Origin of the sequence: Bradyrhizobium sp. BRP22, assembly GCF_020194175.1 — a bacterium.
Classification (GTDB): Bacteria; Pseudomonadota; Alphaproteobacteria; order Rhizobiales; family Xanthobacteraceae; genus Bradyrhizobium.
In genome coordinates, this window is sequence record NZ_JADYVX010000005.1 from 281,236 (window position 1) to 301,530 (window position 20,295).

Annotated in this window: 19 protein-coding genes and 2 pseudogenes; 6 read left to right on the plus strand and 15 right to left on the minus strand. The window is 63.2% G+C overall.

Features of this window, described 5'->3' with window-relative positions; translation table 11 throughout:
* Positions 1–26 precede the first annotated feature (26 nt).
* Complete coding sequence (locus tag I6F35_RS09830) at positions 27–977, minus strand: lytic transglycosylase domain-containing protein (RefSeq protein ID WP_225117439.1); 951 nt, start codon at positions 975–977, stop codon at positions 27–29.
* 83 nt (positions 978–1,060) lie between these two features.
* Between I6F35_RS09830 and I6F35_RS09835 the strand changes: the two genes are divergently transcribed.
* Positions 1,061–1,708, plus strand: a complete 648-nt coding sequence (locus I6F35_RS09835) for an HAD family hydrolase (RefSeq protein WP_225117440.1) — start codon at positions 1,061–1,063, stop codon at positions 1,706–1,708.
* A 16-nt stretch (positions 1,709–1,724) separates the two neighbouring features.
* Positions 1,725–2,660: a glycine/sarcosine/betaine reductase selenoprotein B family protein gene (locus tag I6F35_RS09840; RefSeq protein WP_225117441.1), complete on the plus strand. Its 936-nt coding sequence runs from the start codon at positions 1,725–1,727 to the stop codon at positions 2,658–2,660.
* A 57-nt stretch (positions 2,661–2,717) separates the two neighbouring features.
* Here I6F35_RS09840 and clpA read toward each other — a convergent pair whose 3' ends face one another.
* Both clpA and clpS read right to left on the minus strand, forming a co-directional pair.
* Complete coding sequence (clpA, locus tag I6F35_RS09845) at positions 2,718–5,120, minus strand: ATP-dependent Clp protease ATP-binding subunit ClpA (RefSeq protein ID WP_225117442.1); 2,403 nt, start codon at positions 5,118–5,120, stop codon at positions 2,718–2,720.
* A gap of 277 nt (positions 5,121–5,397) precedes the next feature.
* The gene (clpS, locus tag I6F35_RS09850; protein ID WP_225117443.1) at positions 5,398–5,730 is read right to left on the minus strand and encodes an ATP-dependent Clp protease adapter ClpS; all 333 of its coding nucleotides are present in this window, start codon (positions 5,728–5,730) and stop codon (positions 5,398–5,400) included.
* A 493-nt stretch (positions 5,731–6,223) separates the two neighbouring features.
* Here clpS and I6F35_RS09855 point away from each other — a divergent pair, with 493 nt between their 5' ends.
* Positions 6,224–8,044, plus strand: coding sequence for a TadE/TadG family type IV pilus assembly protein (locus tag I6F35_RS09855; protein ID WP_225117444.1), 1,821 nt, complete (start codon positions 6,224–6,226; stop codon positions 8,042–8,044).
* A gap of 72 nt (positions 8,045–8,116) precedes the next feature.
* Here the strand turns inward: I6F35_RS09855 and I6F35_RS09860 are convergent, their stop codons facing one another.
* Positions 8,117–8,452, minus strand: a complete 336-nt coding sequence (locus I6F35_RS09860) for a phasin family protein (RefSeq protein ID WP_225117445.1) — start codon at positions 8,450–8,452, stop codon at positions 8,117–8,119.
* Positions 8,453–8,858: 406 nt separating this feature from the next.
* On the opposite strand from I6F35_RS09860, the gene I6F35_RS09865 reads away from it, so the two are divergent.
* Positions 8,859–10,712 carry a D-alanyl-D-alanine carboxypeptidase gene (locus I6F35_RS09865; RefSeq protein WP_225117446.1) on the plus strand — a complete coding sequence of 618 codons (1,854 nt, stop codon included), beginning with the start codon at positions 8,859–8,861 and terminating at the stop codon, positions 10,710–10,712.
* Between the two features lie 231 nt (positions 10,713–10,943).
* Here I6F35_RS09865 and I6F35_RS09870 read toward each other — a convergent pair whose 3' ends face one another.
* The 4 genes and pseudogenes from I6F35_RS09870 to I6F35_RS09885 all read right to left on the minus strand — a co-directional run.
* The gene (locus I6F35_RS09870; protein ID WP_225117447.1) at positions 10,944–11,660 is read right to left on the minus strand and encodes a DnaJ domain-containing protein; all 717 of its coding nucleotides are present in this window, start codon (positions 11,658–11,660) and stop codon (positions 10,944–10,946) included.
* A 176-nt stretch (positions 11,661–11,836) separates the two neighbouring features.
* Positions 11,837–12,601, minus strand: a complete 765-nt coding sequence (locus I6F35_RS09875) for a VWA domain-containing protein (protein ID WP_225117448.1) — start codon at positions 12,599–12,601, stop codon at positions 11,837–11,839.
* A gap of 84 nt (positions 12,602–12,685) precedes the next feature.
* On the minus strand, positions 12,686–13,600 hold the full coding sequence (locus I6F35_RS09880) for an alpha/beta fold hydrolase (RefSeq protein WP_225117449.1): 915 nt from the start codon (positions 13,598–13,600) through the stop codon (positions 12,686–12,688).
* 303 nt (positions 13,601–13,903) lie between these two features.
* Positions 13,904–14,014, minus strand: a pseudogene (locus tag I6F35_RS09885) (transcriptional regulator); the annotation flags it as partial.
* 106 nt (positions 14,015–14,120) lie between these two features.
* Between I6F35_RS09885 and I6F35_RS09890 the strand changes: the two are divergent.
* Positions 14,121–14,351 (plus strand): annotated as a pseudogene (locus I6F35_RS09890) (hypothetical protein); the annotation flags it as partial.
* 156 nt (positions 14,352–14,507) lie between these two features.
* A complete protein-coding gene (gene panC / locus I6F35_RS09895) occupies positions 14,508–15,359 on the plus strand; it encodes a pantoate--beta-alanine ligase (protein ID WP_225117451.1) in 852 nt (283 codons plus the stop codon).
* 12 nt (positions 15,360–15,371) lie between these two features.
* Here the strand turns inward: panC and I6F35_RS09900 are convergent, their stop codons facing one another.
* From I6F35_RS09900 to I6F35_RS09930, 7 genes are all read right to left on the minus strand, one after another.
* Complete coding sequence (locus tag I6F35_RS09900; RefSeq protein ID WP_225117452.1) at positions 15,372–15,812, minus strand: DUF1489 domain-containing protein; 441 nt, start codon at positions 15,810–15,812, stop codon at positions 15,372–15,374.
* Positions 15,813–15,852: 40 nt separating this feature from the next.
* The gene (locus I6F35_RS09905; RefSeq protein ID WP_225117453.1) at positions 15,853–16,842 is read right to left on the minus strand and encodes a hypothetical protein; all 990 of its coding nucleotides are present in this window, start codon (positions 16,840–16,842) and stop codon (positions 15,853–15,855) included.
* A 156-nt stretch (positions 16,843–16,998) separates the two neighbouring features.
* Positions 16,999–17,202 carry a hypothetical protein gene (locus I6F35_RS09910; RefSeq protein ID WP_225117454.1) on the minus strand — a complete coding sequence of 68 codons (204 nt, stop codon included), beginning with the start codon at positions 17,200–17,202 and terminating at the stop codon, positions 16,999–17,001.
* A gap of 247 nt (positions 17,203–17,449) precedes the next feature.
* Positions 17,450–18,106, minus strand: coding sequence for a glutathione S-transferase family protein (locus I6F35_RS09915; RefSeq protein ID WP_225117455.1), 657 nt, complete (start codon positions 18,104–18,106; stop codon positions 17,450–17,452).
* A 92-nt stretch (positions 18,107–18,198) separates the two neighbouring features.
* The gene (locus tag I6F35_RS09920; RefSeq protein WP_225117456.1) at positions 18,199–19,002 is read right to left on the minus strand and encodes a hypothetical protein; all 804 of its coding nucleotides are present in this window, start codon (positions 19,000–19,002) and stop codon (positions 18,199–18,201) included.
* 85 nt (positions 19,003–19,087) lie between these two features.
* Positions 19,088–19,906: an aldo/keto reductase gene (locus I6F35_RS09925; RefSeq protein ID WP_225117457.1), complete on the minus strand. Its 819-nt coding sequence runs from the start codon at positions 19,904–19,906 to the stop codon at positions 19,088–19,090.
* Between the two features lie 36 nt (positions 19,907–19,942).
* A complete protein-coding gene (locus tag I6F35_RS09930; RefSeq protein ID WP_225117458.1) occupies positions 19,943–20,239 on the minus strand; it encodes a helix-turn-helix domain-containing protein in 297 nt (98 codons plus the stop codon).
* Between the last annotated feature and the right edge of the window lie 56 nt (positions 20,240–20,295).

Sequence of the window (20,295 nt, forward strand, 5' to 3'; positions counted from 1 at the left end):
CCGGGACGACAGCGACGGCTATCTGCTCACACCCTGTTCCGTAGCACAAAGCAGGCGCCCCCGGCTTTGCGGATGCGGCTGCAGAGATTGTCGGCCTCGGGCCGCGTGTCGGTGCCGATGCGCACCTGGTAGAAGGTGGCCGTGCCGCGCGTGCGCAAGCGCGAGCTGAGCAGGCTCGGGTCCTGATCGCCGATCACGCTGCTCAGGCTCTTCATCGCACGCGCATACATCGCCAGCGCCTTGTCGCGATTGAAGCCCGCCGCAAGCTGCACGCCCCAGACCTTCGCCGCGGCCAGTGTTACGTGCTGCTCGAGCCCGGCGACGAACGGGTTCGGCGCACGCTTCAGGAGCGCCATCAATTCGCGGCAGCTCGAGGTCGGCGGACGCGCAGGCATCTTGCCGCCGCGGCCCGCCCCCGCCCATTCGTCCACACTGGAGCCGGTGATCGCGTACACATAGTTGCGCGTCTCCTGCGGCATGTAGCCGGAGCCGGCGAGCCAGTCCTGCACGCGGCGCGGGCCGGCATTGTAGGCCGCGGCGGCAAGGCCGAGATTGCCGAACTGACCGCGAAGCTCGCTGAGGAATTCGGCCGACTTCGGCAGTGCCTGCACAGGATTGAAAGGATCGAGCAGGCCGCGCTCGCTCGCCGTGCCCGGCATGAATTGCGCGATGCCCTGCGCGCGCTGGCCGTTCCGCGTCATTGGGCCCACCGCATCGGGCTGAAACCGGCTCTCCTGCCAGATCACGCGGGCAAAGAATTCGAGCGGCAGATCGTTCGCTCGCGCGGCAGATTCGATCATCAGGCACATCGCCTCCCGCGCCTCGCTTTCGCGCGCGGTCTCAGGCAGCTTTTCCGGGGGCTGCGCAAGTTCCTCGACGCTCGGATGCACGACCCGGCTGACAGGCTCTTCGGCCGAGGCCGGTGCCAGCCACAGCAGAATTGCGAGAGCAGCGCTGAAACGTGGGACTATCGGCATTATCCTGGGTCAGATAAATCAGTCCTTGACTTGGCCTGCGGGCCAACTAGCAACTCGGGCATTATCAACGCGCCAGGGCCGAAATGCGCACAATCTATTTTGATCTCGACGGCACGCTGACCAACCCCAAGCCCGGGATCACCCGTTCGATCCAATATGCCCTCGAGCGACTGGACCAGGCGGTCCCAGGCGAAGACGAACTGACCTGGTGCATCGGCCCTCCCCTGCACGCCAGCCTGAAGAAGCTGGTCGGCAACGATCAACTCGCAGATCGAGCTCTGGCGCTTTACCGCGAGCGCTTCGCCGATATCGGCCTGTTCGAGAATGAAACCTATCACGGCATTCAGGAGACGCTGTCGACGCTGGCCGCGTCGCATCCGCGCATGTTCGTCGCCACCAGCAAGCCCGCGGTCTATGCCGAACGCATCATCGATCATTTCGGCCTGCGTCCCTATTTCGAACAGGTGTTCGGCTCCGAGCTCGACGGCACACGTACCGACAAAACCGAGCTGTTGCGACATGCGCTCGAAACGACGAAGGTGGATCCTGTGCAGGCGATCATGATCGGCGACCGCAGCCATGATATGGTCGGCGCGCGGAGCAACGGCATGACTGCGATCGGCGTCCTCTACGGCTATGGCAGCGAAGCGGAGCTGAAGGGCGCCGGCGCACATCATATCTGCGCGACCCATCCGAATTTGCTCGACCATTGCACATCGCTTCCGGCTTGATTACTCGGAGTACGAGATGACGGCACCATCGGATCAGGAACTCGGCTTCGCACCCGACGATGACGCGCCGATCGGCTATATGAAACGCACGCGCGATTACTATGCTGCGATCGGCTACACCACGCCCTACCGCTGGGCGCATTACGTCAGCGCGCCGTTCCAGCCGCTGCAGAGGCCGCTCGCCGAATCCCGCGTCACCATCATCACCACGGCGGCGCCGTTCGATCCCGCCAGGGGCGATCAGGGACCGGGTGCGAAGTATAACGGCGGCGCCAAATTCTATCAGGTCTACGACGGCGACACATCGAAGCAGCACGATCTGCGCATCTCCCATATCGCCTACGACCGCGTGCACACCTCGGCCGAAGACAGCGGCACCTGGTTCCCGCTGCCGCAATTGCGACGGCTGGCGCGGGAAGGACGCATCGGCGAGATCGCGCCGCGCTTCTTCGGCGCGCCGACCAACCGCAGCCACCGCGTCACCATCGAAACCGATGCGCCGGAAATTCTGGCGCGCTGCCGCGCTGATCGTGTCGACGCCGCGGTGCTGGTGCCGAATTGCCCGGTGTGCCACCAGACTGTCAGTCTGGTCGCGCGACATCTCGAGGCCAACGGCATTCCGACCGTCGTGATGGGCTGCGCGAAAGATATCATCGAGCACGCGGCCGTGCCGCGCTTCCTGTTCAGCGATTTCCCGCTCGGCAATTCAGCCGGCAAGCCGCATGATGTGGCTTCGCAGGCGTTCACGTTGGAGCTTGCGTTGCGAGTGCTGGAGTCCGCACCGGGACCACAGACGACAGTGCAGTCGCCGCTGCGCTGGAGCGCCGATCACTCCTGGAAGCGCGACTACAGCAACGCGGACGCGCTGAGCGCGGAGGAGCTGGCGCGGCTGCGTCGCGAGTTCGATGCGCAGAAGCAGATCGCGCGCGGCATCCGCGAGAGCGCGGCTTAATCCCGCACAAAAAAGGCCGGCTTCGTAGCCGGCCTTTTCAATATCATCAGAACCTCGTCAGACCTTCACCAGCGGTCCGCGCGCCGGCCCCTTGGAGCCACCGCCGCCGTTGGGGCCGCCCGGCTTCGGCTTGCGCTTGCGGGCGCCGGGGAGTTTTTCCGGCTTCGGCGTAACCGGCCCCTCGACGAACTCGAAGCCGATCTTGTCCTTGGCCGCGGCCTCGTCCTTGACCAGGACGACGCGGACATGGCCGCCGCCCTTGAGCTGACCGAACAGAACTTCATCAGCCAGCGGCTTCTTGATGTGCTCCTGGATCACCCGCGCCATCGGGCGCGCGCCCATCTGCTCGTCATAGCCGTGCTCGATCAACCAGGCCTTGGCCGGCTCCGACAGTTCGATGGTGACGTCGCGGTCGGCGAGCTGCGCCTCGAGCTGCAGCACGAACTTCTCGACCACCATGCCGATGACGTCGGCGTTCAGGTGACCGAAGGAGACGATCGCGTCCAGCCGGTTGCGGAATTCCGGCGCGAACTGGCGATTGATCGCCTCATGGTCATCACCTTCCCGCTTGCTGCGGGTGAAGCCGAATGCCTGTCTGGCGAGATCCGCCGCACCGGCGTTCGTGGTCATGATCAGGATCACATTGCGGAAGTTGACCTGCTTGCCGTTATGGTCGGTCAGCCTGCCGTGATCCATGATCTGCAGCAGCACGTTGTAGAGATCCGGATGCGCCTTCTCGATTTCGTCGAGCAGCACCACGCAATGCGGATGCTGGTCGACGCCGTCGGTCAACAGGCCGCCCTGGTCGAAGCCGACATAGCCGGGAGGTGCGCCGATCAGGCGCGACACCGTGTGCCGCTCCATGTATTCGGACATGTCGAAGCGCAGCAGCTCGACGCCGAGCGACGCCGCGAGCTGTTTTGCAACCTCGGTCTTGCCGACGCCGGTCGGGCCGGAGAACAGGTAGCAGCCGATCGGCTTCTCCGGTTCGCGCAATCCGGCACGCGCCAGCTTGATCGAGGCCGACAGCGACTCGATCGCCTTGTCCTGACCGAACACCACGCGCTTCAGGGTCTGCTCGAGGTGCTTCAGCACCTCCGCATCGTCCTTCGACACGCTCTTCGGCGGAATCCGCGCCATGGTGGCGATCGTGGTCTCGATCTCCTTGATGCCGATCGTCTTCTTGCGCTTGTTCTCGGCAACCAGCATCTGCGCCGCACCGGACTCGTCGATCACGTCGATCGCCTTGTCGGGCAGCTTGCGGTCGTGGATGTAACGCGAGGAAAGCTGCACCGCCGCTTCGATCGCCTCATTGGTGTATTTCAGGCGATGGTAATCCTCGAAATAGGGCTTGAGGCCCTTGAGGATCGCAATCGCGTCTTCCACCGTCGGCTCGTTGACGTCGATCTTCTGGAACCGGCGCACCAAAGCGCGGTCCTTCTCGAAATGCTGGCGGTATTCCTTGTAAGTCGTCGAGCCCATGCAGCGGATCGTTCCCGATGCCAGTGCCGGCTTGAGCAGGTTGGACGCATCCATGGCGCCGCCCGACGTGGCGCCGGCGCCGATCACGGTGTGGATCTCGTCGATGAACAGGATCGCGTTCGGATGCGCCTCGAGCTCCTTCAGCACCTGTTTCAGGCGCTCCTCGAAATCGCCGCGGTAGCGCGTGCCGGCGAGCAGCGTTCCCATGTCCAGCGAGAACACGGTGGCCGCCGCCAGCACTTCCGGCACTTCGCTGTCGACGATGCGCTTTGCGAGGCCTTCAGCAATCGCGGTTTTGCCGACGCCGGCTTCACCGACGAACAGCGGATTGTTCTTCTGCCGGCGGCACAGCACCTGGATCGCACGGTTGATCTCGGCATTGCGCCCGATCACCGGATCGATCTTGCCGTCGCGCGCCTTCTTGTTGAGGTTGACGCAATAGGTCTCGAGCGCCTCGCCCTTCTTCTTGGCGTCCTCGTTGCCCTTGGCCTCGGTCTCCTCGTCGACGCCGCGCACCGGCCGCGCCTCGGAGACGCCCGGCCGCTTGGCGATACCGTGGCTGATGTAGTTGACTGCGTCGTAGCGCGTCATGTCCTGCTCTTGCAGGAAATAGGCGGCGTGGCTCTCGCGCTCGGCGAAGATCGCGATCAGCACATTGGCGCCGGTCACTTCTTCGCGACCCGACGACTGCACATGGATCACCGCGCGCTGGATCACGCGCTGGAAGCCGGCGGTCGGCTTCGCGTCATCGGCGCCGTCAGTCACCAGGTTTTCGAATTCGGTCTCGAGATAGTTGACGAGACTGGTCCTCAGCTTGTCGAGATCGACGCTGCAGGCCCGCATCACCGCGGCCGCATCCGAGTCATCGATCAGCGACAGCAGAAGGTGTTCAAGCGTCGCGTATTGATGGTGACGCTCGTTTGCAATCGCCAATGCACGATGCAGGGATTGTTCAAGGCTTTGGGAAAAAGTAGGCATTCGCGTCCTCTGTGGCCCCCGGCCATCATGATCGCCATTACCCGGTCAGGCAACAACAACCTTCATCATCCCCTGTCATATAGTCACGTACGATCGTGGCAAAAGACCGGCCCATGCAGCGGTCAGCCAATCGAGTGAAGCCGCCGCGACCGAGAGCCACATCCCGCAAGTTAACGGGAACGCCGTCCGCTTCCGTCAGGCCAAGCGCTTCCGTCAGGCAGGTCAAATGCAAGACCCGTTCCGCTTCCCGGCGGGTCTTCTCGATGCTGGGCCCGCGCTACTTTTTTTCCATCACGCATTGCAGCGGATGCTGGTGCTTCCGCGCAAAATCCATCACCTGGGTCACCTTGGTCTCGGCGATCTCGTAGGTGAAAACGCCACACTCCCCGATGCCGTGGTGGTGGACGTGTAGCATGATCTTGGTCGCAGCTTCCGCGTCCTTGTTGAAGAACTTCTCCAAAACATGGACGACGAACTCCATCGGCGTGTAGTCGTCGTTCAAGATCAGGACGCGATACAGATTGGGGCGCTTGGTCTTGGGCTTGACCTTGGTAATGACCGAAGTGGACGGACCTCCGGTCCCCCCACTACGGCCCTCGTCGTTGCTCATCCGGGGCGCTGATGGTGCGGCAAGCGCCGATACAGGCGAATTGGTTGCAAAAATTGTCTGCGACATGGCTCAGGCGTTCGACATCCCCAAAGGAAACACGTCAGCGCATATGGAGGTTGCGCAACGCCGAAGGCAGCCGTCACGGAACTTCCAGCACGCTCAAGAGATCGCCGTTTCCCGGTCCGATCCTTTGCTGGGTCGGCCAAAATCAATATGGGCCCGGCCTCGTCCCCTCGCAAGCACGGAAGCAACGCTCGCGTGGGGCCAGCCCGGCCCGACTCCCGGGTCTCGGCGCTCAAGCCAAGGTTAATCGTTTCTGGCGGGTTTGACAAAGGTGGCCGGCCGCCTGTTTAGCAACCGTTGACAATAGGGCCGCTTTCGCCCGGCCGCTCGGCTTTTGCCTTGGCTTTGACCCGTTTTTATGAGGACCGGTTTACCACCTATTTAGCGGCGCACTGAGAAATGGCGGCACAACCAGATTGCGGTGAGCGCCATGTTCGTCACAGCCATTTTCAACCGCCTGCGCACGGCGGCCCGCCGGTTTGCCGGCGCGGACCAAGGCAATATAGCGGTAATTTTCGCTCTGGCTTCGGTTCCGGTCGTCACCTTCGTCGGTGCCGCGATTGATTATTCTCGCGTCAACGCCGCGCGGTCCTCGATGCAGGCGGCGCTCGATTCGACAGCGCTGATGTTGTCCAAGGATCTTACCAACGGAACCATCAGCACCTCGGACATCGAAGCGCGGGCAAAGACCTATTTCGCGTCCCTCTATACCGACAAATCCGGCACGGTCTCCGCCAGCGACGTCCATGCGAGCTACACGCCAAAGGACAGCAGCGGGATAGCAACCATTCAGGTGAACGCTTCTGGTACCCTGCCGACCGATTTCCTGAAAATGGCCGGCTTGCCGACCCTCAAATTCGGTACCAGTTCAACCGCAGCCTGGGGCAACAGCCGCATGCGCGTAGCAATGGTCCTGGATAACACTGGATCCATGGATCAGAACAACAAGATGGCCGCCATGCAAAAAGCGGCCAAGGACATGATCGATACGCTGTCGACCTATAACAACGCCGCCGGCGACGTCTACATTTCCATTGTTCCATTTGCCAAGGACGTCAACTTCGGCACTGCGAGCGACGGTTCGTCGAACGTCAATGCGTCCTGGATCAACTGGACGGAGTGGGAGGCCGAGCCGCGTATCCTCACGGATAAGAACTATCCGATCAATGTGACGTACAACAACATTACCTATACCTGGGCGGATATCGGTCCCGGCGCGCCTTGCCCGTTCGATACCAGCGGATCCTCGCGGCCAACCAACAATAGCACCGTAAGGACTTATGGCTTCGTGTGCATGGATCGGCCAGCGACGATCACCGGCTCTCCCAGTCCTACCGACCTAAGCAAGCTTTCGACGAACAAATATTTGATTCCCTCGAGCGGCACCTATGCCGGCATGATTTGCCCGGGCTTGGATAGCGGCGCGAATTACCCGGGAAAAAGCAGAATCTTCTACAACGGATGCTATACTAGCGTCGTGGACCAGACCATTGTCCTGACCAGCGGGTGGAACGCGTCTTGTCCCACGGGCAAACCGAATTGCCAGTGCAGCGGCAATGGCAACAACAGGCAATGCAAGCAAACTACATATAAGCATTACTGGCGCAATCATCCCACTGATTCAGCTCAGGCTGCTGCGGCGGCTCCCGGGCACGGCACCTGGACCGGCTGCATCAATGATCGCGACCAAGCCTATGACACGACGAATGTCGATCCGGGATCGTCGACTGGTGGAACCCCGTCCAAACAGTTCTACGCCGAACAGTGGGCCGACTGCCTCCCTTCCACGGTAACTGCGATGAGCAACCAGTGGCAGACCCTCAAGGACCAGATCACCGCAATGAAGGCGAGCGGCAATACCAATCAGGCCGTAGGGCTGGCCTGGGGCTGGCAATCTCTCAGCACGACCAATGGCCCGGTCAAGGCGCCGCAAAAGGAAACCGGCTACATCTACAAGGACTACATCGTGCTGCTGTCCGATGGTCTGAACACCCAGAACCGATGGAGCACATCGCAGTCAGCGATCGATGCCCGCCAGAAGATCCTCTGCCAGAATATCCAGGCCGACAAGGACAACCCGGTCACGGTGTTCACGATCCAGGTCAACATCAACAATGGGGATCCACAATCGCAGGTGCTGAAGGATTGCGCGACCAACGGAAGCTTCCAGATGATCACCAATTCGGATCAGACCTCCGACGCATTCAAGAACATCCTGACGCAAATCTCCAAACTGCGCGTAGCCCGGTAGTCGGAGATCTCCTCCAGAAAAAAAGCCCGGCCGAACGGCCGGGCTTTTCGTTTGGAATTCGGGCCGCGCCGGTCAGTGCGCCGGGTTGAACTTGGCGACCAAGCCCTCGAACGGCTTGAAGGTCTGCTTGGCGCAGTCGCTGTAGAGCCCGGCGATCTTCTGCGATTCCGCGACGAAGGTTTCATAGGCCGAGCGGGCATACTCGGTCTGGGCTTCCAGCGCTTTGTCGAGCGACCTCACGCCGGACAGCTTTTCCACAAACGATTTGGTGTCCTCGAACGACTTCTTCGCGTAGTCGCCATAGGCGGTCGCGATCGCCTGGACGCCGTTCTGGAGGTTGCTCGCGGAAGCTGAAATCGTCTCAAGCTGCTCTTTTCCGTAATTTTGAATGTCTTCAACCTTGACCATCGGAATCCTTTCCCAAGACCTGTTCGCGCAAACCCTTCGTCGGCGCGCGCCGACGCCCCGAACGCGCCGCCAGACTAGTGCTGCACACAATCAAGTCAAGAAATATTGTGCATTGCACAAATCGATCGAATTTGGCGAAAACCCCGGGTCTCTACGCAACGCTTAATTAAGCTTTTGGAAACTTGGGCCGCCTAACCTTGATTCCCGGACGGGTTCATCTTCCGACAAGCAGCCTGAAAACTGTTTGTGAACAGCATCTTAGCCAGAACAGCGACCCTAGTCTGCCGGTGCAGCCGGAGCCTCGTTTCCGGAAGCCATCGTCGAACAAGGGGATTTCATCGGACCGTCGGGCACAATTTCGCCTCACGTGCCGGTGATCAAGATAGAAATTGGGACGGGGAAGTAAATGCTTCGTACAACCTTGGCTTCCTCGCGCGTATTGCGAGTTGGCGTTCTCGGGCTCATCACCTTCAGCACCGCGATCCTGATCTCAAGCGAGAGCGCCGAGGCGCGTCGCTACCGGCACCGCCATCAGGTGCGCCATCATCAGGTCGATCGCGACAGCTACAGCCCCCAGTTCTCCTCCATCATCGTCGATGGCAATTCCGGCTCGGTGCTGGCATCCAACAATCCCGATGGCCTTCGTCACCCCGCCTCGCTGACCAAGATCATGACGCTCTATCTGCTGTTCGAGCGCCTCGAGGCCGGCAGGATGAAGCTCGACACGGAAATGCGGGTATCCGAGCACGCCTCCGAGCAGGCGCCCACCAAGCTCGGCCTGCGGCCAGGCCAGACCATCAAGGTCGAAGACGCCATCAAAGGTCTGGTGACCCGTTCGGCCAATGACGCCGCCGTCGTGATCGCCGAAGCCATTGGCGGCGAAGAGGACGACTTCGCCAGGATGATGACGCGGAAGGCCCGCGCGCTCGGCATGACCAAGACCGTCTACCGCAACGCCTCTGGCCTGCCCAATGACGAGCAGGTCACGACAGCACGCGACCAGGCCACCCTCGGCCGTGCGATCCAGGACCGGTTCCCGCGCTACTATCGGTTCTTCTCGACCACCGTGTTCAATTATCGGGGACAATCGATCCGCAATCACAATCGCCTGCTCGGTAGTGTCGAAGGCATCGACGGCATCAAGACCGGCTACACCCGCGCGTCCGGTTTCAATCTCGTCAGTTCGATACACCGCGGCAACCGCCATCTGGTCGGCGTGGTGATGGGTGGTCGCAGCGGCGGCTCGCGCGACGCCATCATGCGTAGCCTGCTCGCCGAGAACCTCGAAAAGGCCGCAACCGTCCGCACCGCGGCCGCCATCACCGAGAGGAATATCGCGGACGGCAATACCGACGTCGCCGAAGCCGACACCGCGCCGCGCGGCAACGAGCAGCCGGCGCAGGTCACGTCCAGCGCCGCGGCCTCCGCGGAGCCCGCTATGGCTGCGCTGACGCCGGCCGCCCCGCGACCGGCCGCAAAGGCCTCGCTGGTGGCCGCGGCGGCCGCTGCCCTCCCCCCGCCGCCGGCGAAGGTTGAGCCGGCAGCTAAGCCCGAACCCAAATCAGAACCGGCGCCCCTGACCAACGGCGTGATCCAGAGCCAGCCGATGGCCATCATTCCGGGTTCGGCCGAGCCGATGAAGCCGGTCAAGGTGAAAACGGTTCAGGTCAAGGCCGGCGGCACCAAGCTCGCCTCCGCGGGGCCGTCGCAGCCGGCGCCGCCGATCACCAATGCGATCTCGGCCCGCCCGGAAGTGGCCGAGACCTCCAGCGCCGTCGTGGCAAGCGTCGAAGTCGCCAAGACGGACGTCCCGAAGACCGAAGCCCCGCGGCCTGCGGCCAGGACCGAAATGCCGCCGCAGCCCGCCGGGTTCGGCACCGGCAATGGCCTCCTTGGCGTATTGCCAGCGTCGAGCCTGCAGCCCTCCACCTCGGCGCCGCAAACGATTGCCGCGGTCCAGCCGCAAGCGGCGCAGCCGGTGGCGGTCGCCAAGCCGACCCCGCCCGCCGTCCACACCGGCTGGATCATCCAGGTCGGCGCGCTCGAAAGCGAAGACGAGGCACGTCAGCGCATCGATCTTGCGCGCAACCAGTCGCGCGGCCTCCTCGGCAAGGCCGATCCCTTCACCGAGACCATCGTTGCCAAGGATAATCGCAAGCTCTATCGCGCCCGTTTTGCGGGCCTCGAGCGCGAGCAGGCCGAGGCGGTGTGCCGGACACTGAAGCGCGCCGACATTTCCTGCATCACCATCCGCAACTGATCCATCGTTGATCTGAGAAAAAAGAGCCGGCGCCACCCGCGCCGGCTTTTTTGCATCGGCATGCGGCAGCGAAGGCTGATTGTTCCCGCGCGAAAACTTCTCGGCAAGGATTTGCGGTTAAACTTTCGAGAACAGGCGATCGACCGCGTCGGACAATGGCGGGCGAGATGGGCGTCAGCACAGAGAAGCAGAGCAACTCTCGGTTTGTAGCGTTTGGTAGCGTTGCCGGAGTTAGCTGGAATGCGCGCGAAGCAAGGTATCCTTGGCCTCGTTTACACGGGCAGCGAGGTACGTCGACCCCCCCTGGTCGGGATGCAGTTTCTTCATCAGGGTGCGGTGCGCCCGGCTGATCTCGTCGCGCGACGCTCCCGGCTGCAGGCCAAGGATCTCGTAAGCCTCCTGTTCCGTCATTTTGCCGCCCGGCGCCGCGCGACGCTGCCCCCCTGCCCCGTTGCCCTGCGCGTCTTGACGCCAAGCGGGAAACCGGCGGTCCAGATAGCTTTCAAGTAAGGTGGCGCTCTCGGCGTCGAAGCTGGCGGCCATCGCCAGCAATCCCTGAAGGTCGAACTCGTCGAGCGAGCGGCCGGCATTCGGCCCTTCCACGATCCGGCCCGACAGCACGCCAGTGTCGTGGTCGAGGCTCATCTCGAGATATTTCGAGCGCACGCGTGAACTCTGTCCGGCGGAGCGCTGGGCGCCGCCGAAGATGCTGCCGATATTGCCGAGTACGTTCGGCGACCAGCCGAGCAGGCCGGCACCAAAGATCCCGAGCGGGATCGCCACCGCAAGCTCGCCCCTCAGCCCGGTATAGGCGGCAACCGCGAGCGACAACACGCCGCCGACGATCTTGATCGCGCGCGCCAGCATCGCCGGATTGGCGGCGCGAAACATCTGCAGCAAGAGATAAAGCGTGACAACGGCAACGATGCCGGCAATCAGAGTTGGCATGGGCGCAATATAATCGCAGCGGCAAGGAAAAGCACCGCAAGCGGCCTCCTGACGCAAGCGTGAGACAACATGGCTCGGCGTCCTCGTGGCGGAGCGGCGGCTGCCGTCAGCAACATGTCGGCCGCGCTCGATGCGGTGGCGAAAGCGGCGACGTCATCGATGCAGCCGAGGCGCGGTCACTTCATCTGGCCGATCAACCTGGCTGCGCCGCTTGCTGTCTTCGACAGTTGCAGCAGCGCTTCGCGGCCGCCGGCGGCATAGGCCGCCGCCGCGCGTAACAGCTCGCGCAATTGCGCCGCAGCGCCGGGATCGAAGCGGCAATAGGCGCCGCCGGTTAACCGCGCAATCTCGCGGAACGCCTGCTCGGCCGTGGCGTCGCCACCTTCCTGGAACATGAAGACGGGGACCTTGAGCAGCCCGAGCTCGCCGGCCCTGGCGCAGAGTTCATCGACCGACTCCTCCATGGCGTCGCCGACGAACACCACGGCCCGGACCCCCGAGGCCACCGCCTCGCGGCGCGTTTCGGACAATACTTTGCCGATCTGGGTATTGCCGCCCTGGCAATCGATCTTGCTCATCAGTCGGGCAAGCTGGGCACTGTCGGAAATCCATCCGGTCGCCCGGCATTCGTTGAAGCCGCGGTAATAGACCAGACGGATATCGAGACTGCCGAGGGCGGCAGCCTCGCGAAACATGTCCGCCTGCAGCGCGCAGGCCATGTCCCAGGTCGGCTGCCTGCTCATCGTGGCGTCGAGCGCAAAAATTAGCCTTCCGCGCCCTCCGGCATGATGTGGCGACATCGCGCGCGCCTTGGCGACGAAGGCGGCGATGTCCTCGGAGCTCGACGGAGATGCTTCCGGCAAGCGGCCGGAGTTGCGGGCCTCGGCTGCCTGCGCAGCGACGTCGCTACCGGATTTCGGTTTGGTCGGTTCGGCAGCCATCAATCCTCGCCCTCGTCGTGAGGATTATGTGGGCCGGGATCGGGGGAGCGTCAATGCGCGGCGTGGCTGAACCAGGCGTAGAGGTCAGTTCGGGACCGACGAGTGATTTTTCTCGGTCTCGGTCTTCTTGACCTTCTTGGCCGAAGGGTCGGGAACGTAGAGCGAGACCGGCCCTGGCTCGAGGATTTTCGGCGGCGCACTCTTGGTGTCGACCGGCGCCACGTCGCTGTCGGTATCGACCAGGAACTTATCGAGCATCGCCTGGATCGAGTTCTTCGCGGCGTCCGGACCGGTGTCGCGCATGTCGTTGTGCTGGAAATCGGTGTTCACCACGGTGATACCGGACTTCTCGCACTGGTCGGCATCGGGCACGACACCAGGGTCAGGCTTGAACTGGGTGTCCTTCGAGCGGAAGGACAGGATCTTGAACTTGGCGTCGGTCAGGAACGGCACACGCAGATTGTCCAGCGTCACGACCTTCTTGATCTCGTCGGGATACTGCTTGGCGAAGTACATCGAGATGTCGCCGCCCATCGAATGTCCGACCATCGTAACCTTGGCATAGTCGGCATTGGGCTGGATTTTCTTCATCTCCTCCATGGCGAAGTGAATGTTGGCCACGCCGCGCTGGATCTGCGGCAAGCGTCCGACATAGAGCTCACCAACCTTGGTCACCATCGGCGGGTCCGTCGGCAGGTCGTGCTGCGGGCTGATCACCAGGTAGCCGCGCGCCGCAAAGATATTAGCCAGAAACGAGTACTCGCTGTTCTTGACGGTGTTGCCATGGTTGAGGATCGCCACCGGCAGGGTGATCATGCCCGCGTTGGCCTGCATCTCCTTGTCCCAGCGCACAGCCACGTTGACGGCAACGAGGCGGTTATCGCGGGCCGGGTCATAGAACCTGAGAGTCTCGTGGCGAATCGCCCACTTGCTGGCGGTGAAATACGCGCCGGCTACAAGCACGGAGAGTGAAAGCAGAATGGCAATTCCACGTTTCATATTCGTCCTCGGCGCCCGCCTCTGGCGCTATATCCCGTTGTGCGGACTCTGGCGGTCCTTCTTGATGATATATGTCACAGCGGCGTGACAGGAAGTCCAAATGTTGTGTGTTGACCGCCTGATCGTTGTGCGACGCACCTAATCCTTGTGCATCTGCACAGTCCGCTGGGGGATGGTGGCGTTCCTCCTAACCTTATGACGGCGCCCGCGAAATTCGGGTTTAGCCGCTCAATACATTTGTAATGAAACGGGCCATCTCCGAGTTTGTTCCCCGTTTTGGGTCCTCCCCCGTAGTCGCACGGGTCAGGCCGCCGCGTAGATGATGAGTTTCAGCGCCGGATCGTCATTGGCCTGAAAACTCGCATATTCGAAGGCCAGGCGGCCTCTCTCGGGGTGGCTGAGCACCTCGCAGCCCGGCACACTGCGCGCGCCCAACCGTTGGCCGAATTCCCGGCATCCCTGCCCGCCGAGCAGACGTTGGTCCCGACCGAGAACGTCAGACCATCGGGACCATCGATGCGTCATGCGCGGCTGCATCAGCATCCACGGCGTGTGGATGCATCCACCTGAAGCGACGCTCGGCCCCGTTGGCATGATCCGGGCAGGCCTGCTGCCGCTCGACCTGTTCAAGGTGACCACCTTCGACCTTGACCACGTCAACGAGGCGGTCGCGCATGCAGCGGCCAATGGCGGACCGTTCAAGATGACGATCCTGCAGCCGGCGCAAGGTGCACGCGTCGCATTGCGATGATGTCGTGGACCCCGAGCGGACCGGGTGCGCGCGCCTGCCGCCTTGGCGTCAATGGCTTCCGCTTGGTATGGTCTTGTGCCCACCGCATCGAGCGAGTCCAAGTCCGTCTCGCGCCCCGCCAGATCCTCCAGAGCCAGCCCTAGAGATTGAATCCAGATGTCGCGAAGCCCCATGGTCGTCCGCACCGTCCCTGCCTTGCGCCGCGCCGTCGAGGCTTTGCGCGGCCGAAAGGCAATGACGGCGCTGGTGCCAACCATGGGAGCGCTCCACGACGGGCACGTGTCGCTGGTTCGGCTTGCCAAACGACGCGCGCAGCGCGTCATCGTCTCGATCTTCGTCAACCCGACCCAGTTCGCGCCGACAGAAGATTTCGGCTCCTACCCGCGCACCTGGAAGGCCGACGTCGCGAAGCTCGCCGCCGAGAAGGTCGACCTGATCTGGCATCCCGACGTCAAGACCATGTACCCGGACGGCTTTGCCACCCGGATCGCGCCGGAGGGGCCCGCCACGGTCGGCCTCGAAGATCGTTTCCGCCCACACTTCTTCGGCGGGGTTGCGACGGTGGTCGGCAAACTGTTCACGCAGTGCCGGCCGGATTTCGCGATCTTCGGCGAGAAGGATTTTCAGCAGCTCCGCGTCGTGACCCAGATGGCGCGCGACCTCGACCTCGGCGTCAAGGTGATCGGCTCCAGGACGGTGCGCGAGCGCGATGGGCTCGCAATGTCCTCCCGCAACGTCTACCTCTCGCCCGAGGAACGGCGCGTGGCGCCGGAACTTTATCGCGTCATGAAGGAAACCGCTCGCCGCATCCGTGGCGGCGAAGAAATCGAGCCGGCGGTCGCCGGCGGGGCCGAGTTGATCGAACAGGCCGGTTTCAAGCTCGACTATCTGGAGGTGCGCCACGCGGAGACGCTGGCGCCGATCACCTCGATCAAGGACGGCCCGTTGCGGATGCTGGTGGCCGCAAGGCTCGGCACCACGAGGCTGATCGACAATATCGCGGTATAACCCGACCGGCCGTTACAGCAGTCCGAGATCGCGCAGTTCGCGCCGCATCGGCTCCGGCATCGCCGCGACGCCAGAGGCCGCCGATTTGGTCAGGTCGGGTGGCGCCGCATCGGCGGTGAGGTAGCGCCAGCCCTGGAACGGGCGCATCGGGCGCGACGATACCGAGATCACCTTGGGCTGCATCACGATGCGGCAACGGCCGATACCGTCCTTGTCGCGGAACGGCTCGATCGCGATGATCTTCTCCCGCGCGGCGATCTCGCCACGGATCACCCAATAGAGCGAGCCGCCGGCTAGGATCTCCTCCTCCCGCTTCGGCGTCATCCGCGTGATGTGGATATGACGCTGCGGCAGGCCCTTCTTTTTCGCGGTCGCCATCCGCTCTGCAACCCAGGTCTTGAGTTCCTTGACCGAGTCGCAGCCGACGGCGAGCTTGATGAGATGAAGCGGCATGGTCGTTCCGCTTTAGCCGCCGACACGGGCTTTGAAAAGATCAGTCGTCCGAAGCTGCGGGAGCGGCTGTGGACGCCGGTGGAGCCGGCGCGAGCGGCACTGGCGCAGGTGCCGGCGGACGCTTGGCAGCCGCCTGTTTCTTGGCGGCGGCCGGCGGCGTCGTGGAAGCCGCTGGCGCCGCCCGTGGCGCAGGCGGAGTGGTGGCGGCTGCCGCGGCCGGCGGCGACGGCTTCGATGCGGGCTCAGGTGACATGATGCTGATCGGCGGGGTGTTCGCAGCCGACGGGAATTCGGCGTTGGTGGGCTTGCCCGTCGGGACCGATGTCGGCAATGCGCCGAGCACCCCGGCTCCTGGTATCGCTCCGGCCGCCGCCGCTGTATTGGCAGGCTGAGGCGCGTTCCAGGACGGCGCATAGCGGGTGATCAGGTTCTCATAGAGGTGCTCGTCCATATTGGACGCGATCTGCTGGGTGGTCCCGAGTGAGCTGAACGCCGCGCATGAGGCCGGCGTGCAATGATCCCGCACCGTCAGCACATAGGCCATGAGCCCGTAGCGGTCCCGCTCGATCGCCCGACGCAGCGCCTGCAGTTCGGGCGATGTGTTGCGCTCGGCGGTCGCGATATCGCCCAACGACGTCAGGCGGCTGATCTTGGAAGCTGCATAGGCAACTGCGGCAGCCGTAGAGTCCGCGGAGCCGAACAACACCTTTTCGCAGGCGTTCAGCACGGCATCGCCTGCAAGGTCGTCGATGCAGGCCAACGCCGCCGGTGCCGCGACGATCGGCTGCGTTAGCCGGGTATCCGTGGAAGCAGCCCGGCTACCGGAATCAAAGCCGCGGATGGTTGCGGCAACTGCGATCGCGATCGCGAGCAAGGTGATGACCGTCAGCGCGCCATTGGCCACGGATTTCTCCGCGCGCAACAGCGTGATCAACAGGATCAGTCCAAAAAATCCTGCAGCGGCGAGCGTCAGCCACATCGGAAAGGTCGCGGAGCGCCAGATATGATCCAGCGAAGAAGCCCAGTTCATGCGCGGTGTCCCTCAACGCAGCATAAGGCACGGTCACCGAAGGCGAATACCTTCTTTCGGGCATTCGGCCTTCGGCAGAGTGGTTCTGCGAACGGGGCCTTTTGACGGCGACCCATCAGGGAACCGCGTCAAACGGTTGCTTGCGCACAGGTCTCTTCAGGACAGGACGAGCTGGCTTTCCTTGGCGACCCGTTCGAAAGCTTCGGTCGAGCTCTTGATGCGGTACTGGCAATCGTCACCGTCGGTCGGCAGCAGCCGGACCACCTGGTAGGTCCCGCTGGCGGCCGGACGAGATACGTTGCTCGCAGTGAAATAGACAATCTCTCCAACGGAGTACTTATGCTTCAACGCCCTCTCCATTTTTCTTGGATCGTTGGCGCGCCGCCTAAGGTCCCACAGCAGCGGCCAACATTGAGAACCCTGCGTCAAGCTAGCACAGCAGGGGCCGCGAAATCCAGCAGGATCGGGGCATGCCAAATGCGCGAAATTTGCAGATTTTTCAGTATGATACGAGGCTGGCCAGCGGATCGGCCGCGTTCCGCGGCGAGAACGGCGAAAAGTCCCGGTTCCCGCAATCGGGAGCTACCGCGGGCATCCCCATTTCGAGTTACACGGTCTCGAACCGCTCGATGATGAGCGTTTCGGCAAGCCCGTCTCGGGTCCATTCCTGGAACGCCGGCAACGACGTCATCGCATCGACATAGGCCTGCGCTTCGGGCTTCACCGGGATCGCATAGGTGCGGAAGCGGTGCACGACGGGGGCGAACATCGCATCAGCGCCGGAGAACGCACCGAACAGGAACGGACCTTGCCTGCCGTAGCGCGCATGGCAGTCGGCCCAGATCTCCTGGATCCTGGCGACATTGGCGCGCGCGTCGTCCGACAATGGGATCGCCCGAATCGGACGATGCAGGTTCATGCCGCATTCAGCGCGCAGCGGCATAAAACCCGAATGCATTTCCGCCGAAATCGAGCGCGCATGAGCCCGGCTGGCGCGGTCCTCTGGCCACAGCTTGGTTTCTGGATACTTCTCGGCAAGGTATTCGATGATCGCAAGCGAGTCCCAGACCGTGACATCGCCATCGATCAGTGCCGGCACCTTGCCGGCACGAGAGAAGCTGAGGATGCGATCCTTGTCCGCCTTCACATCGGTGTAGAGCGGAATGAAGATTTCCTCGAAGGGAATGTTGTTGGCGCGTAGCGCCAGCCACGGCCGCATCGACCATGACGAATAGTTCTTGTTGCCGATGACGAGCTTCAACATGTGCGGGGAATCCCGTTGGGCTGCTATTTTGCCATAGCGCGGCGCGGCCGTCCAACCGGCGGGCGATCGCCGCGCGCAGCGAATGTCGAAGTCTAGGAAGCAAAGTCCTGCGGCGTGAAGCTGAGGTCGAGCATCTTCCACTCGCCATAGCGATCCGCCGGCAGCATCGTATAGGGCTGGCACGCTTCCAGTGCACTCATCGCACCACGCATCAGCACCGGTCCCTTCTCGGAGGCGCTGGCCTCGATCAGCAGCGGCTCGTCCGCGAGCCTCCCCTGTGGCGTCATGAACACGCGCAGCGTGACCTTGACGTCATCGGACGGTTTCAGCGATGCAGGCAGCTTCGAGCAGGTCTTGAGATGGCGGCGAAACTCGGCGATGACGCTCGGGGTGAGGTCGGCCGATCTGATTGCCGGTGCATCGAAATCCTCGTCCACCTTGCCACCGTAGCGCGCGGCCGGGGCCGGGGCTGGCGCTGCCATCGTCGGGAGATGCGGCGGCAAGCCGAGTTGGACATGATATTTGATCGACAGATCGGGCTCCGGCGGCGTGTAGGCCGGGGTGGCCAGCGGTTGAGCCGCGGGCTGCGGCGGGACCGAGCCCGATTCCGCGGGTGCCGGCTGCTTCTGCAGCGGCGGGGCCGACGGTGACGGCTGCGGCGCCGGTGCAGGCGGATCGCTTGCGGCCGGCTGCTGCAGCGCGGACAGGTCGATGGTCGGTGACGGAGAAGGCGACGGCGATGGGGTCGGCTCGGGCTGCTTCTCGAGCTCTTGCGGCGTGACGATGTCGACCGGGACGGTGTCAGCCGCCACGACATCGAACGGATGGACTTCGGACAGGAGCAGCACCAGGGCCAGCACCGACAGGTGCGCAACCGCCGACGCCGTCACGTCCACAGGAATGAGCTCCCGCAGGTTCATTCGCAACTGATCAGGTTTGACAGCCCCTGCCTGTCAGCATAGCCGCCCATCGAGGCGTGTCTCAATCCCATTTCGGCGCAAAGCCGGAATCGGTCAGGCGGCGTGAGGCGTCACTCATGCCCGAGATCAGGCTCATGTCGTCCACCGACAATTCGAAATCGAAGACGTTGATATTCTCCGACAGCCGTTCGAGCTTGGAGGTCCGCGGGATTGCGGCAACATTCTGTTGCACCAGCCAGCGCAGGCAGACCTGGGCCGCCGTCTTGCGATAGCGGTCGCCGATCCGCGCCAAGGTACGGTCATTCCTGACGCGGCCCTTGGCGATCGGGCTGTAGGCGACCACCGCCATGCCGTGCCGGGCGCAGGCGGCCCTCACCTTCGTCTGGTCGAGATAGGGATGATACTCGACCTGGTCGCACACCAGCGGCTCCGCGCAAGCCGCCACCGCCTGCTCGATCAAGGCGACGGTGAAGTTGGAGATGCCGATATGGCGCGCCAGCCCGAGCTGTTTGGCGTGCGCCAGCGCGCCCACCGTTTCCGCCAGCGGCACCTGCGGGTTCGGCCAGTGCAGCAACAACAGATCGACTTCGGTCAGCCGCAGCCGCGCCAGGCTTTCCTTTGCCGAGCGCTCGAGGTCGTTGGGCCTGAAGTGGGTGGTCCAGACCTTGGTCGTGATGAAGACGTCGTCGCGCCTCACGCCGGACGCGCGCAGCCCCTCGCCGACCTCGCGCTCATTGTCGTACATCTGCGCGGTGTCGATATGGCGATAGCCGAGCCTGAGCGCCTGCTCGACGATCCGCGCGCAGGTGCGTCCGCGCAATTCCCAGGTGCCAAGCCCGATCGCCGGGATCCTGGCGCCATTGGCTTCGATGATGGTCATGCGTCCAGTATGGGCTGCCGTGGCCCGGCTGCCAACTCAGGCCGCGGAGGATTCTGTTGCCAGTGCCGCAAAGACCGTTTCCGGCGAATGGGCGATGACCGCCAGAAGCGCCCGTGCCGGTCCACGAGGGGCCCGTTTGCCCTGCTCCCAGTTGCGGATCGTTTCCACGGGCACGCCGAGCTTGGCGGCGAATTCGAGCTGGGTCAGATGCGATCGGCGGCGGAGATCGCGGACCGTCAGCGGCCCCGTCGGCGTCTCGGGCGCCAGCGGGAACTCCTGCCCGTCACGCAGCTCGACGATCCGTCCATCCGCTTTCAGCCGCAGGCGCTTCATGGTCTGCTCCGGAAAGCCGCATTGTGGGCGAACCGACTTAAGCGTCGCTTAACGCT

Bases quoted from the DNA above. Each gene is read 5' to 3' on its own strand.
- I6F35_RS09830 (WP_225117439.1), bottom strand. From the start codon at position 977: ATGCCGATAGTCCCACGTTTCAGCGCTGCTCTCGCAATTCTGCTGTGG.
- I6F35_RS09835 (WP_225117440.1), top strand. From the start codon at position 1,061: ATGCGCACAATCTATTTTGATCTCGACGGCACGCTGACCAACCCCAAG.
- I6F35_RS09840 (WP_225117441.1), top strand. From the start codon at position 1,725: ATGACGGCACCATCGGATCAGGAACTCGGCTTCGCACCCGACGATGAC.
- clpA (WP_225117442.1), bottom strand. From the start codon at position 5,120: ATGCCTACTTTTTCCCAAAGCCTTGAACAATCCCTGCATCGTGCATTG.
- clpS (WP_225117443.1), bottom strand. From the start codon at position 5,730: ATGAGCAACGACGAGGGCCGTAGTGGGGGGACCGGAGGTCCGTCCACT.
- I6F35_RS09855 (WP_225117444.1), top strand. From the start codon at position 6,224: ATGTTCGTCACAGCCATTTTCAACCGCCTGCGCACGGCGGCCCGCCGG.
- I6F35_RS09860 (WP_225117445.1), bottom strand. From the start codon at position 8,452: ATGGTCAAGGTTGAAGACATTCAAAATTACGGAAAAGAGCAGCTTGAG.
- I6F35_RS09865 (WP_225117446.1), top strand. From the start codon at position 8,859: ATGCTTCGTACAACCTTGGCTTCCTCGCGCGTATTGCGAGTTGGCGTT.
- I6F35_RS09870 (WP_225117447.1), bottom strand. From the start codon at position 11,660: ATGCCAACTCTGATTGCCGGCATCGTTGCCGTTGTCACGCTTTATCTC.
- I6F35_RS09875 (WP_225117448.1), bottom strand. From the start codon at position 12,601: ATGGCTGCCGAACCGACCAAACCGAAATCCGGTAGCGACGTCGCTGCG.
- I6F35_RS09880 (WP_225117449.1), bottom strand. From the start codon at position 13,600: ATGAAACGTGGAATTGCCATTCTGCTTTCACTCTCCGTGCTTGTAGCC.
- panC (WP_225117451.1), top strand. From the start codon at position 14,508: ATGTCGCGAAGCCCCATGGTCGTCCGCACCGTCCCTGCCTTGCGCCGC.
- I6F35_RS09900 (WP_225117452.1), bottom strand. From the start codon at position 15,812: ATGCCGCTTCATCTCATCAAGCTCGCCGTCGGCTGCGACTCGGTCAAG.
- I6F35_RS09905 (WP_225117453.1), bottom strand. From the start codon at position 16,842: ATGAACTGGGCTTCTTCGCTGGATCATATCTGGCGCTCCGCGACCTTT.
- I6F35_RS09910 (WP_225117454.1), bottom strand. From the start codon at position 17,202: ATGGAGAGGGCGTTGAAGCATAAGTACTCCGTTGGAGAGATTGTCTAT.
- I6F35_RS09915 (WP_225117455.1), bottom strand. From the start codon at position 18,106: ATGTTGAAGCTCGTCATCGGCAACAAGAACTATTCGTCATGGTCGATG.
- I6F35_RS09925 (WP_225117457.1), bottom strand. From the start codon at position 19,906: ATGACCATCATCGAAGCCAATGGCGCCAGGATCCCGGCGATCGGGCTT.
- I6F35_RS09930 (WP_225117458.1), bottom strand. From the start codon at position 20,239: ATGAAGCGCCTGCGGCTGAAAGCGGATGGACGGATCGTCGAGCTGCGT.